The sequence below is a fragment of the Psychrobacter aquaticus CMS 56 genome (assembly GCF_000471625.1).
GTDB classification, from domain to species: Bacteria; Pseudomonadota; Gammaproteobacteria; order Pseudomonadales; family Moraxellaceae; genus Psychrobacter; species Psychrobacter aquaticus.
In genome coordinates, this window is sequence record NZ_AUSW01000038.1 from 17,016 (window position 1) to 31,281 (window position 14,266).

General features: G+C 43.6%; 11 protein-coding genes. 5 read left to right on the forward strand and 6 right to left on the reverse strand.

The genetic code is table 11. The features are described from left to right. The first annotated feature begins 208 nt into the window (after positions 1 to 208). Positions 209 to 703: a pyridoxamine 5'-phosphate oxidase family protein gene (locus tag M917_RS13565; protein WP_021815457.1), complete on the forward strand. Its 495-nt coding sequence runs from the start codon at positions 209 to 211 to the stop codon at positions 701 to 703. Positions 704 to 866: 163 nt separating this feature from the next. Here M917_RS13565 and pgsA read toward each other — a convergent pair whose 3' ends face one another. The 4 genes from pgsA to acs form a co-directional block, all read right to left on the reverse strand. After that, positions 867 to 1,553: a CDP-diacylglycerol--glycerol-3-phosphate 3-phosphatidyltransferase gene (pgsA, locus tag M917_RS13570; protein WP_021815458.1), complete on the reverse strand. Its 687-nt coding sequence runs from the start codon at positions 1,551 to 1,553 to the stop codon at positions 867 to 869. A gap of 546 nt (positions 1,554 to 2,099) precedes the next feature. After that, a complete protein-coding gene (locus M917_RS13575; RefSeq protein ID WP_021815459.1) occupies positions 2,100 to 2,531 on the reverse strand; it encodes an MgtC/SapB family protein in 432 nt (143 codons plus the stop codon). A gap of 105 nt (positions 2,532 to 2,636) precedes the next feature. After that, positions 2,637 to 3,839 carry an NAD(P)/FAD-dependent oxidoreductase gene (locus M917_RS13580; protein ID WP_021815460.1) on the reverse strand — a complete coding sequence of 401 codons (1,203 nt, stop codon included), beginning with the start codon at positions 3,837 to 3,839 and terminating at the stop codon, positions 2,637 to 2,639. Between the two features lie 240 nt (positions 3,840 to 4,079). After that, positions 4,080 to 6,032: an acetate--CoA ligase gene (gene acs, locus M917_RS13585; RefSeq protein WP_021815461.1), complete on the reverse strand. Its 1,953-nt coding sequence runs from the start codon at positions 6,030 to 6,032 to the stop codon at positions 4,080 to 4,082. Positions 6,033 to 6,452: 420 nt separating this feature from the next. Between acs and M917_RS13590 the strand changes: the two genes are divergently transcribed. Together M917_RS13590 and M917_RS13595 are read left to right on the forward strand one after the other, a co-directional pair. Beyond that, positions 6,453 to 7,736: a BaiN/RdsA family NAD(P)/FAD-dependent oxidoreductase gene (locus tag M917_RS13590; RefSeq protein WP_021815462.1), complete on the forward strand. Its 1,284-nt coding sequence runs from the start codon at positions 6,453 to 6,455 to the stop codon at positions 7,734 to 7,736. 304 nt (positions 7,737 to 8,040) lie between these two features. After that, positions 8,041 to 9,030, forward strand: coding sequence for a pirin family protein (locus M917_RS13595; RefSeq protein ID WP_021815463.1), 990 nt, complete (start codon positions 8,041 to 8,043; stop codon positions 9,028 to 9,030). A 101-nt stretch (positions 9,031 to 9,131) separates the two neighbouring features. Here the strand turns inward: M917_RS13595 and nemA are convergent, their stop codons facing one another. Then, positions 9,132 to 10,235, reverse strand: a complete 1,104-nt coding sequence (gene nemA / locus M917_RS13600) for an alkene reductase (protein ID WP_021815464.1) — start codon at positions 10,233 to 10,235, stop codon at positions 9,132 to 9,134. A gap of 295 nt (positions 10,236 to 10,530) precedes the next feature. Continuing rightward, positions 10,531 to 11,427, reverse strand: coding sequence for a DMT family transporter (locus M917_RS13605; RefSeq protein ID WP_021815466.1), 897 nt, complete (start codon positions 11,425 to 11,427; stop codon positions 10,531 to 10,533). 287 nt (positions 11,428 to 11,714) lie between these two features. Here M917_RS13605 and M917_RS13610 point away from each other — a divergent pair, with 287 nt between their 5' ends. Together M917_RS13610 and M917_RS13815 are read left to right on the forward strand one after the other, a co-directional pair. Then, complete coding sequence (locus M917_RS13610; RefSeq protein ID WP_021815467.1) at positions 11,715 to 12,719, forward strand: lipoate--protein ligase; 1,005 nt, start codon at positions 11,715 to 11,717, stop codon at positions 12,717 to 12,719. Between the two features lie 215 nt (positions 12,720 to 12,934). After that, positions 12,935 to 13,945, forward strand: a complete 1,011-nt coding sequence (locus tag M917_RS13815) for a PAAR domain-containing protein (protein WP_021815468.1) — start codon at positions 12,935 to 12,937, stop codon at positions 13,943 to 13,945. Positions 13,946 to 14,266: the final 321 nt, after the last annotated feature.

Sequence of the window (14,266 nt, forward strand, 5' to 3'; positions counted from 1 at the left end):
CAATAGGCAGTGGTTTATTGGCGCTTTTCATAATTTAAGATTGGCTGATTGCATTTATGAAACTACGGTAAATACGGCATAATTAAAGGTGGTATTACAAACCTTCACAGCGTATTACACACTGCCTGTATAGTTTTATTAGATGATTTGGCTATATTGAATTGATCATTAACCACACTAAAATTTTAAATAATAAAGGATAACTATTATGAGTAAACAAGAGCAGATGGATACCATTCAAGCAATGGTAAAAGACATTAAGTATACGATGATGACCACGCGTACTCATGAAGATCATCTTCATTCTTGTCCGATGAATACTACTGAAACCAGTATTGGTGCCAAAGAGATTTGGTTTATCGGTCATAGTCCTTCTGAAACGGTCGATAACATTAAGAACAACCCACAAGTGAATCTGGCTTATGTCAGTCAAGATGACAAGAACTATTTGTCTATCACTGGTAAAGCTGAGCTGGTAGAGGATAAAGAAAAACTGAATGAGCTGTGGTCAGTGACGTACAACGCGTACTTTGAGCAGGGCAAAGAAGACCCAAAGGTTCAGCTTATCAAAGTCACCCCTCATGGCGCGGAATATTGGGCGAATGGTAATGCCATTACTAACGCGATCAAAATGACTGCTGCTGCAGTAACGGATACGGCAGTTGAGAGAAGTTTGGGCGAAAATTTCTCGATAGAGCTGTAATATGTTCATTGTTAAGTAATATATTCATTGTTAAAACGTTAAAAGCAAAGCATAAAAAACGCCAGTGGCTCAATGCGACTGGCGTTTTTTGGTGTTTGCTATCATCGTTTCAATTTAAAAAACACGAAGACACTTTTATAATTTTACGATCAATATTATGACCTTAGCCACTCTGCTTCAAATAAGGCCATGCCGCTCGTAGATAAATCATCATTGACCATAAAGTCAAAATCACAGCGGCAACCATCAGCACATACCCAATCATTTCAAGCGATTGCCAGTTGAGCAATAATACCGTAATCGCCACCATCTGAAACGTCGTTTTGAGCTTGCCCACGTAAGATACTGCTACGCTGGTACCTTTGCCCAACTCTGCCATCCATTCGCGCAGTGCTGATACTGCGATTTCACGAGAAATAATCACAATAGCAGCGATTGCCATAATGATATTGGGATGCCATTGTACTAAGATAATGAGCGCTGCTGCCACCATGAGCTTGTCAGCGACCGGATCCAGAAAACGACCAAAGGCTGACACGACATTGAGCTTGCGAGCAAAGTACCCATCGAGCCAATCGGTAACCGCGGCAATAACAAAGACGCTGGTCAATAATAGGTGACGTAATAGGCTGTCACTAAACTCACTCATGCCCACCCGCGCAATCACATTATCTGAGATCGCTGGCATGCCAATCCCCATAGCAGGTGGCCAATAGGCAATCGCTACAAATAGCGGAATCATCAAGATACGCGCAATCGTAAGATTGTTGGGCAAATTAAAAATACTTTTTTCACTTTGCACGGGTAATGGTTCCTGCTCTGGCGTATGCAGATGTGTACTCTCGGTCATGGCAAACCCAGTTTATGATAGACATAAGAATGCTGCTAGCTTAGCATTTTTCACAGATGCCGTCATGCCCTCTCTGCATCTTCCTTATGGCTGATATTTTTTTGCGATATTAATGGCTTTTTTATTCAAAGATACAAGGATGCTTACCTGATGATCAGCAAACGAGTGATTGCCTATAATCCCAAACCACCATGACGTCTCAGTGAATTTGGACAAAATACATAGCTTTCCTCCTTATAAACAAATATTTTTGATACAGTTGTATACCAAAAGTTGTAAGCAGATGTAAGAATTTATTGAAATAAACCAGTTTGGTATTATATTTACTGTAAGAATAATAAAGTTTCATGCACTTACTTGTAGTTTTACTGCATGATAAGTTTTCCTCAGTCCACAGTCTCCTCCTCTGTGGGCTTTTTTTTGCCTATCATTCCTTGATTTATAATGTTCAACACGCCCTAATCAGATAAATATTATCACTCATAGAGAACAACTAAACATAGCCTGACATAAATGTCTGAAATACTGACTCCGCTACCTCAACCTTTATGAAGGTTTTTTTGTCTTAAAAGGCTCCGAAAACTGCAAAATTAAAAAACCAACGATAGATAAGATAATAGCAATCTCATAACGACCATAAGCGACCGAAATCCCGATAGCACCCGTGTTCCATAGACTGGCTGCCGTTGCTGTGCCTTTCGAACCTTTTTCATTTTTAAAAATAGCACCACCGCCGATAAAGCCCATACCCGTAATGATGGCATACATAATTCTCGCCTCACCAGCCGAATCATAGATGTCCATCCCCACCAACATAAAGGCACATGAAGCAATCGTCACTAATGGGAAGGTTCTGAGCCCTGCGCCATCCTCTTTCATCTCACGGTTAAGGGCAATCGGCAAGGAGAGAATAAAGGCAACACCCAATTGAAAAAAATGATAACCCATCAGCTCTAAATCTATATCGAATCCAAACATAGCCCTGCCCTCCTTCTGTAAAATCAATATTTTTAAACCCACTCTTAGCTAAATTGAGCCAATGGCTCTCTATAGGCTAAAATCGTATTAATAGTTATTAATACATTAATGAGAAATAATAGCTTCCACGGCTTCCTGTGCCATTTGGTAGCAGCTTTCGATATTGCCTTGGCCGCACCAGTCACCACTGACAATCCACTGATGCTGCTCATCAATCAATATACCCAATACCTCATTACTGTCTTTGTTTTGCGTCTCCCTCATCGTTGCTGCATAACGCCAGCGATGACAGTCAATTTGACTGGGTGCACTGTCAGCAGTCCAATTCAATAGTTGCTGGGCGGCCTGTAATAATTGCGTTTTTATCGTGTCTATATCATCATCGACATGTGCTTCTGACCAGTCATTACGGGCATGAATGGTGATGCTCGGCAGCAGTTCATCATGAGCAGGCTTTTGGTGTTCGATAAATACTCTATCTAAGGGCGAGTCACTTACGTAAGCTACGTCCCAACTGGCTGTGGATTGATTGTTCAACATTTTAGGCAATTGCTGTTCATTATCCCAGCCTAGCATCAAGGTATAGCAAGCCAGCATTTGGGGTTTAAGGATGTCCGTTTGCCGTGCAAAGCCACTGTCAGCCATTAGCTCTACCGCCTGACCATTCGGTGCGGTACAAATCACCCAATCAAACCAGCCAAGACTGGCGCCAGTCTCATCAACTAGTTCGGTTCTTTTATCGATTTGGGTTGATGAGACTGGCGCCAATGGAGCAACACGAGTTTTAAACTGTATGGTCGTATGCGTCAATTCATCAGCCAATACTCGTCCCCAACTGGTCATCTTTGGGGTGCTAATGTAGCGAGCTTGCAGGGTGTTCCATTTTTCTTTACTTTGAACTTCAGGCGATTTAGTGTCGTCATTCGCTGGCGTGACACTGACCACGCGTGCACACCATGGCTGTAATAATCCTGTCTCTAACCACGGCGCAATGAACTGCTGGAAATGAGCGGTCTTCGCCGTAAAAAACTGCGCGCCAAACGCCCATTGCCAATTCTTTTTATTATTATCAGCGGCCTGAGTATCCGTACGATAACGAGTCGCTAAACGTCCCACACTACGAGACTTCTCAAAAATAGTAATGTGCGGGCTGCGTGGGTTTTTTTGGTCTTTTTTTGCAATAGAGTTATGTCCTTGATTAAACGCACGCTCTAGTAATGTCGCGGTAAACAGCCCTGTCAGTCCTCCACCGATGATAGCAATGTTCAATGATGCGAGGTCAGCGGACTGCGAAGAATGGTTGGTCATAATGACGCTAAGCCTTATAGTTGGTAAAAGATTGGATTGGTCACCATATAGTCAAATCCCTTTAAAAAGAATATCGTGCTGCTAGGATAACTTTTTGCAGATGGTTTTTTTAAATAATATTGAACATTATAAAACGAGACTGGGATAAATTTATCCCAGTCTCGCTGATTTTTATATTGACCTGACTATATCCTTGTAACATGGTTTTTTATGACGACATTGGCCGATCAAAGTTGCCGCTTATGCGTTACGCTCGGCTTTGACCGCCTCGACCAAGGTATTAATCACTGAGCTATCAGCAAGTGTGGATAAATCACCCAACCCAACATATTGCCCTGCGGCAAGATTGCGTAGGATACGACGCATGATTTTGCCAGAGCGGGTTTTTGGCAGCGCATCGACAATGTAGATCGTGTCTAAATTGGCAATTGGACCAATCTCAGCACGCACATGGCGATTCAGCTCCGCTTTCAATGACGCTGTTTCTTCTTCACCAGACTTTAGAATAATAAACGCACAAATACCCGTACCGCGAATCTCGTGCGGCATACCGACAATCGCCGCCTCAGCTGTGGCAGGATGAGCAACTACCGAACTCTCAATCTCGGCTGTACCCAAACGGTGACCTGAGACATTGAGTACATCATCGACACGCCCAGTAATCCAGTAATGACCTTCCTCATCACGCTGCGCGCCATCCCCTGTAAAGTAATAGCCAGGATAATCACTAAAGTACGTGGTCAAAAAACGCGCATGATCATTATAGATCGTCCGCATTTGCCCCGGCCAGCTACTATTAATCGCCAAATTGCCTTCGGCAGCGCCTTCTAGAGTGTCACCATCCTTATCCATAATTTCTGGTTTGATGCCATATAGAGGATTCATTGCCGCGCCCGGTTTCAGAGCGATAGCGCCAGGTATTGGTGCCATTAAGATACCACCCGTCTCGGTCTGCCACCACGTATCAACGATAGGACAACGACCTGCCCCAACGACATGATAATACCAATCCCACGCTTCTGGATTGATTGGTTCTCCGACCGATCCAAGTAAGCGCAGGCTTGAGCGCTTCGACTCACGCACAAAGGCATCGCCCTCCTTCATCATCGCGCGAATCGCTGTCGGTGCCGTATATAAAATCGTCACATCGTGCTTGTCAATAATATGACCAATACGCGCCCACGTCGGATATTCTGGCACACCTTCAAACATCAGGGTCGTCGTGCCGTTGGCAAGTGGCGCATACGTCGCATAGGTGTGACCTGTAATCCAGCCCACGTCCGCTGTGCACCAATAGATATCATCGTCTTTGACATCAAAGACATCTCGGAAGGTAGATAAGGCGTAAGTGATATAGCCACCAGTCGTGTGCACCACGCCTTTTGGCTTGCCCGTAGAACCAGAGGTGTATAATAAAAATAATGGGTCTTCGGCATTCATGACTTCAGGCTCGCAATGAGCTGACTCACCATCTACCAAACTATGATACCAAACATCACGGCGACCACTCATCGGTACAGAATTGCCCGTACGATGAACGACAATGACGTTTGTCACGCTTTCTGTACCATCCATATCTAATGCCCGATCGACATTGGCCTTGAGCGGTGTCCGCTTATTACCTCGTATGCCTTCATCGGCAGTAATGACGATTTTTGAGCGGCTGTCTATCAAGCGGTTGCCCAAACTCTCAGCAGAAAAACCGCCAAAAACCACGGAATGCACAGCGCCAATACGGCTACAGGCCAGCATCGCAATCATCGCCTCAGGTATCATCGGCATATATAGCGTCACGCGATCGCCTTTTTTGACCCCAAGCTTGCGCATTGAGTTGCCCAAACGGCAGACCGCTTCGTATAACTCTTTAAACGAGATAATCTTATGTAATGAAGGATGGTCGCCTTCCCAAATGATGGCAGGCTTATAAGGATTTTTTTTGAGATGTCTATCAAGACAGTTGACGGAGATATTTAATTCACCATCTTCGAACCACTTGATGCGAAAATCGTCTAAATCATAATTAACGTCACTGATTTTGGTAGGTTTTTTTATCCAATCAATCAATTCGGCGCGCTTTGCCCAAAAATCATCAGGGGACGCAATCGACTGCCGATAATCTTTGGTGTATTGTTCGACAGTCGTATTGGCAGCGGCGAGGAATTCGGCGGCAATAGGAAATGATTTCTGTGTCATAGTATTCATCCTTTTTAATTATTATCATCTGTAGCAAAACCGTCGATAATGACTGTCCGCACAGGCAATAAGCGTCATCTTCCATAACGTTTAACACTTTCTATAACATGTAACACTTAGCAATAGTTTGACAAATAAGCAAGAGGGTTGCAAGGCATCAACTGCCAAACATAACAATTTCACTGTACAGCAGTATCATTAAGCATTGCCATCGTTATAACATTTAATCCTTGTAACCTGAGATGAAATATGGACAATGGCTATGGTCAAAACAGCTTAATATATCAGTCAGTCAGACGTGTAGTCGATTCTAAATAAAACAGATATATGATATTGCAACGCGGAACTGGTATAAATTTTTCTTGCTTCTTATTCCCCTTTAATGGTCCCCTTTTATATTTATAATTTTATGAGATCACAATGAGTAATCACCGCCACGCACCATCCCAGACTCACTATGATGTCATCATCATCGGCGCGGGCGCGTCAGGGTTATATTGTGCGCTTACTGCGGGTCGCCGTGGTCGCCGCGTGCTGGTATTAGATCACGCCAATAAAGCCGGTAAAAAAATCCTGATGTCAGGCGGTGGTCGCTGTAATTTTACCAATTACGTCGTCGAGCCTGAGCATTTTATCGGTGCTAATCCGCATTTCTGTAAATCTGCGCTGAGCCGTTATCCCAGTTGGGAGTTTATTGGCATGGTTGAGGCACACAAAATCCCTTATCACGAGCGTGAGCACGGTCAGCTGTTTTGTGATGATTCTGCTCAAGATATCTTGACCATGCTCCTTGATGAATGTACCGCGGCAGGGGTACAAGTACGCTTGAACACACAAATTGAAGCCGTCCAAACTTTTCAGCAACAGACCCCAGCCCGTTTTCAATTAACGACCAGTAAAGTGCTTAATAAAAAGGATGTCGCTAGTGACATTAAGCCTTCGCAAGCGCACTACAGCTGCGAGTCATTGGTGGTGGCCACGGGTGGATTGTCTATCCCAACGATGGGAGCAACTGGCTTGGGCTACGAGCTGGCACAGCAGTTTGGTCACACACTGATTGCCACCGATGCAAGCTTAGTTCCTTTTACCTTTACTGATAAAACAGGCGAGCTGATTCGCGCCTTGGCTGGTATCAGTCTGCCAGTGATTGCCAGTAATGAGCGCATCGCTTTTAAATTGCCTGTGTTATTTACCCATCGCGGGCTGTCTGGCCCTGCCATGCTGCAACTATCAAACTACTGGCAGACTGGCGAGATCATTAGTATCAATCTACTACCAGATACCGACGTGACAGCGCTACTGCTTGACCGAAAAAAATCGCACCCGAAGCAATTGATTCGGACGGTACTGGCAGACAGCACAGACAATGCATTACCCAAAAAACTACTGGCAGCACTGCAAACGCATTTATGGGACGATATAAAAGACACTGAACTTGCCAATATAAAAGATGAGCGGCTGATTGAGTTAGGTACTACGCTCAACGGTTGGCGACTAAAACCCTCTGGTACGGAAGGCTATCGCACTGCTGAGGTGACTCGCGGTGGCATAAAAACCGATGAGGTCTCCTCCAAGACCATGCAGAGCAATTTGCAAGATGGCTTATATTTTATCGGTGAGGTGCTCGATGTCACTGGCTGGCTTGGCGGTTACAACTTTCAATGGGCTTGGGCAAGTGGTTTTGTCTGCGGAGAGGTTGTCTAACCGTCGATAGGATTTTTAGCATGGTGTAATTACAGTTAGGTCAATATAAGCAGAGGCTGCGAAAAACTTGTACCAGTCCCACGTCATGACATTGTATCTCGATATGTCTCGAGTTTATTTAGTACCGATATTACTTTTCAACGACTATATATACAAAACATAAGTTCGTTTTACTGTAGAATGATTTAACGGTATTTTGTTTACTAGGGCGTGTTTTATATTCACAAATAGTCTCTGTCAGTACCATGATTGAATGTTCAAACACGCCCTAGTATTGATGTTACTTAGACTTGCGAGGTAATACATGCGCCCTATTAAAAACATTCATGGCGATAAAGCGCCGCACTGGGTTGGTGATGGTTTTTATGTAAAAACCCTAATCAATCATCTAGAAGATAATCCAGACTTTAACTATAGCCATACCGATCCGTTTTTGTTGTTCGATTATGGCAATCCGACGACCTTTGCGCCTAACCCCGAGTATAAGTCGCAGCCACATGGGATTGGACAGCATCCACACAAAGGCTTTGAAACCGTCACCATTGCGTATTCCGGTGAAATCAGTCACGCAGACTCAACGGGCGGGCGCGGCGATATTTTGGAAGGGGATGTGCAGTGGATGACCGCAGGGCGCGGCATCTTGCATGAGGAGTTTCACTCAAAGGCATTTGGTCAGCGCGGCGGCGTTTTTAGTATGGTGCAATTGTGGGTGAATCTGCCGAGCGCGCACAAGCTTACCGAGCCAAAATATCAATCTATCAAACGCTCTGAGATGCCTATCGTCGAATTAATAGATCATAACGAAACTAACAATCAGACTGCTATCGGTAAAGTCGCTATCATCGCGGGCGACTGGCAAGGTGTACTCGGCGCTGCTAGTACGTTCACGCCCATTAATTTATGGGATATCGAACTACATGCAGCAGGATCGACGACGCTGCCCATTCCCAGCAGCCATAATGTCTTACTGCTGGTACAAGAAGGTAGCTTGTTGATCAATAGCACACCTGTCAACGCGGGTAATTTGATTCAATTCGCCGCGCCGTCCCAAAGCAGTGTAGACGATCAGTCTGAGCAAACGTCTGACGTTTCTACTCTTTCTACCGATACGATTGAAATACAGTATCCAATGCCTACAGATAATACAGAGACGCGAGCGCCTATCAAACTCTTGCTGTTAAGCGGCGAGCCGATTGGCGAGCCAGTGGCAGGTTACGGGCCTTTTGTGATGAACACTCAAGAAGAGCTGCGCCAAACGTTTCGTGATTATCAAACGGGTCATTTCGGTAAATAGTCCGCATTTTCCCCTAAAAAAAGCCCCCTGACTGTCTGAGTCAGAGGGCTTTTTACGATCCGTTGTTTATCTTTTAGCCGTTAGAACAGACCGATAAACCCTTATGCTTGATCCAAAAACGGATAATCTGTATAACCTTCAGTACCGCCACCATAGAAAGACTCTGGATGCTGCTCGTTAAGCGGTGCGCCTTTTTGGATACGTTCAGCCAAATCGGGATTGGCAATATAATCACGACCAAACGCAACCGCGTTGATATAGCCTGCCTTGACGTTTTTCTCTGCTTTTTCAGCCGTATAACCACCAGCCGCGATAATTAAGTTATCAAAAGCATCACGGACGTTTTGACGGAATTCATCATTATAAGGCGTGCCACCTGCCCAATCTGGCTCTGACAGATGCAAATACATCAATCCGCGTTTGTTGATCTGCTCAATCATCCAGATGTTTTCGTCTTCATTGTAGCCCGCTTCTACATTATTAAATGTGCCAAGCGGTGAAATACGAATACCGACATGATCGGCATCCCAAGCATCCACACAAGCATCGATAACATCAAGCGTCAAGCGCGCGCGCTTTTCGCGGCTACCGCCGTACTCATCATTGCGCTGGTTGGTTTGTTCAACCCAAAACTGATGCAATAAATAACCATGCGCACCATGAATCTCTACCCCATCAAACCCTGCTTCCTTGGCATTTTTGGTGGCTTGAGCAAAATCAGCAATCACTTGCTTGATCTCATCAAGAGTGGCTGGGCGTGGCGGCGTGGCGTCAACACGAATGGCTTGATTGTCGCTATCACGCAATGAAGTCCGTATACCAACGTCGATATCAGAGGCAGAAATGGGTGCTTTGCCATCAGGCTGTACGCTTTCGTGCGATACCAGACCGGTGTGCCACAACTGCACCACTATCTTGCTACCTTTGGCATGGACATTGTCAACGATGGTTTTCCATGCGGTAATTTGATCTTGCGTATGAATACCTGGCGCGCCAGCATAGCCTTTTGCCTGAAAAGAAATCTGAGTTGCCTCAGTAATCACCAATCCAGCACCTGCGCGCTGTGAGTAATACTCACCAGCAAGTGCGGTCGGTACATCACCTGGTTCAATCGAACGCAGACGAGTCAATGGTGCCATAATAATACGGTTTTTAAGGGTTTGGGTGCCCATTTTCACGGGTTCAAATAAGTTGTCATGTGCCATAAAGTGTCCTGTTCTTTCCAATTATAAAAATTATTTATCATCAAAAAATATATTAAAAATGCTGATAAAAGCATAGGTAAATACGCTTTCATTGGTTTTCTTTATAAGGGATAGATAAGGTTATTCAAGGAAAATTTACAAACAAAAAGACCGATATGGCATGATATCGGTATTGATAATACTCATTATTCAAGTTCTCTTATCAGGATATTAAGCGAATGACTTTAATGAAAACGGTAGATATAGTCAGGTCAATATAAAAGAGAGTCAGCGAGACTGGGATAATTTTTTTAAATTATGACTTAAACATTTTTTTGATAGAGATCTCTAAAGACAAATACGTACCAAACAATATCACCATCGAACCGATAATCGCTGGCATATCCAAAGCCTCGCCAAGCAATAGATAACCCAAAATAATCGCAAAAATAGGAATGACTAACGTAATACTGGTCGCTCGCATCGGCCCAATGCTTTTAATCAGCTGATTCATGAAAATCAGAGCGATGGCGGTTGAAAACACGCCAATACAAATGACAGAAACCCACGCCGTCACACTGATGCTTTTGCCATATGGAAATTCATACAGCGCAATCGGCAGCATGATGACACTGGCAATGATGAGCGAACCTGCGGTGATCGCCACTGGTGAAACGTTGTTCAAATAATTTCTGGTGATGTTTGCCCCAACTGCATACCCAACGCACGCCAATAACGCATAGCTCATCGGTAATAATCCAGACCCAGACGTGGCGCCCTGCTCACCAAATAAATTTTCACTCATCAAAATAATGACACCGATAACCCCAATGACCAAGCCCAAAATTTGCTTTTTTGACAATCGATCTTTAAAAAATGTGCTAGCGATAAAGCCACTCATCATGGGAACTGAGGCATTAAGCACTGCCAGTACGCCAGCGTTTACTGAACGTGCCGAAAAAGAAAATAGGATGAATGGCACAGCCGCAGAAAACAGTCCGACCAGCGTCAGTACTTTCCAGTTTTCACGAATGCCTTGTCTGTTTTTCTTTTTTAACAACACAAAAACCAACATGGTGAGTCCAGCTAATACCACGCGCAGGCTTGCAAAAGCCAATGAGCCAAACTCAGGCACACCAATACGATAAAAGATAAAAGACAGCGACCACATAAAGGACAGCGTGATGAAAATAATGAGGTCGCGGTTGGTCATGGGTTTATCCTATCGAGCGTTGGACGGCATTGCTAAATGAAAAATGCGCAGTCGTGAAAAGTGATATATGATAAAAAACCATGATGATAACTTTTTAAGCACTCGATAGGTGTTGTATTTTTTGTATTTATGGCGGATTTTTTATCTATAAATTGACCTTGCCCAAACTATTCTCACTACCAAGCACCCATTGAATTCCAACCTCGCATCGGTAAGAATGGCTTTATCCAATTCATAAGCTTATTGATAACATCCAAAACAAAAATACATTCTAAAAAGGATAAATAATGAACCTGCGTATCTTAAAGTCTGCCGTGACCAACCCTTGGTTTAACCTCGCGACCGAAGATTGGATATTCCAAGCACTTGATGCAAATTCACACACGCTATTCTTATGGCGCAACAGCGAAACTGTGGTCATTGGGCGCTCACAAAATCCATGGGTAGAATGTAAAATCGATAAAATGCAAGCGGACGATATCTTTTTGGCGCGGCGTCAGAGTGGCGGTGGCGCGGTTTTTCATGATTTGGGCAACACCAACTTTACCTTTTTATCACCCAAAGACAGCTACGACCAAGAAGCGAACTTCACCATCATTATCAACGCTCTAAAAAAGTTGGGCATAGACGCTGAGTTGTCTGGACGTAACGACATGCAAGTGGGCGACCGCAAGATATCAGGCAGTGCTTTCAAACATGCAGCCGATCGCAGTTTTCACCACGGCACATTATTGGTGAATGCCAATATGCAAAAACTGGGCGATTACCTCAATCCGCATCCACTAAAACTCAAAGCCAAAGGCATCAAATCTGTGCGCGCGCGCGTCGCCAACTTGATTGAGTTCAATGAAACCATTAATCACGAGACGTTATCTGAGGCAATTATTGAGGCGTTTTGTGAGTATTATGGCGATACTGCACCAGTAGAAGAATTGGATGAAGCCAGCCTTGCGAAGCAGCCGACGCTCAATAAATACTATCAGCAAATGGCTGACTGGGACTGGCGCTTTGGCAAAACACCTGAGTTCAGTCATCATATTGAAACGCGTTTTGATTGGGGCATTATCGATTTGCATCTTGATGTAAAGCAAGCGGTCATTACTGATGTGGTCATCTTCTCTGATGCGTTGAATGTTGAATTGATTGACTTGCTAAAAGACACACTGACTGGCGTGAAATATAATGAAGACGACATCAAATCTCAGCTCGATGAATTGGGCAAAGCCAATCTTGAATTGATAGTACAAGTTAACGATGTTTCTAACTGGTTGATTGGAGAGATAAAGGGCTAGATTTTTGCTTATTTTCACCAACTGATAAAAAGTTCAGACTTTCAGCTCAGTCAATATTCAAAAGCTTTTGTACTTAATGTGAATTAAGCCTGCCACATACATCGTATATTTAGATGAACTTAAGTTTGATATTTTATGCTTTAGCCCTCTATAATGTCACACACATAAGACTCGCTATCAGAATTTAAACTTTGGACATTTAAGCAAGGTGCAACATGGCAGCCTATATCACCGTTGGCGCAAAGACTTCTCATGGCGGGACAGTAATCACTGGTTCACCACACACCACTCATAACGGTATTCCTGTCGCTCGCAAGGGCGATAAAGTCATGTGCAAAAAATGCAAAAAGGTGACCACTATTGTTAGTGGCGACGCCTCTTTTATTGTCGATGGTGCACCCATTGCCCGTGGCGGTGATGTGACCAGCTGCGGCGCTAAGCTGATTGCCAATCAGCAGTCGTTTGCAGAGTCGGACTTTAGTGTGGGCAGTATTGAGCAGGCTGCGCCTTTGGTGTTTCCTAAATCTGATCCAGAAACTGTATTTTCTAGCTTTGCAGCTTCTGACAATAAAGATTCTGAAGATGAAATGTCTGATGAGGAATTAGGAATATGGGTTGACGTATCTACTGAACAAGCATTGAAAGACGGTGGGCTTTGGGCAGGAGCAGGTACTCCCGAAGAGCTAATTTATCAAGAACGTCTTAATTCTCTCTGGATAGATGTCAATGGTGATCGTACGAAATACCATGAAGGTGTGCAAAAAATTGGAGATGAGGCGGGATTGGTTTTTGACATTATGTCATTTCCGCTAGGTTTGGGTGCTTTATCTGCTAAGACTAGTGTTAAAGCTGGACAGTACGTGATTCGAAAACGAGCGGTAAGTAATAACAATATCTACAGAGACTCTGAAAAAGGTTTCGACTGGACTTCTACTAAGAAAAGATCTCCTAATACAAACCTAGCAGAGCATTGGAGTAAACATAGCAAAGAATTTCCTGAACTAAAATCTCAAAATGACTACTATCGTCATGCTCAAGAGTTTGTCAGTGACCCTCCGCGTGGAACTTTAAATAAAACCAGAAAGAATGGTGATACGATTTTATATAATCCGAAAACAAACACATTTGCCGTCAAAACGAAAGACGGTGCACCTCGAACAATTTTTAAGCCTGATGCTTCCACACATTCCTACTCAACTAATTTGGAATATTTTCATGCTCAATAGAGAGTTACACAGTTGTAAAATATGCGGTTACTATGATGAGGATTTTTTGCCATGGGGTCTTGACGGTGAATTCCCATTATATGAAATATGCCCTTGTTGTGAAGCGGAGTCTGGTTATGAGGACTTTACCTTAGAATCAATTATTCATAATCGTAATAAGTGGATTGACTCTCCAAAATTTAAGTCGGATGAGAAATACAGAGAACAATTAGTTAACTACTTAGAATACTTAAAACAGATTAAATAACTTAGTTTTGAAAAATATTATTGAGTATATAGAAAAATAATCGATGAAAGTGGGAGGTAAAGAGTATAAGTTAT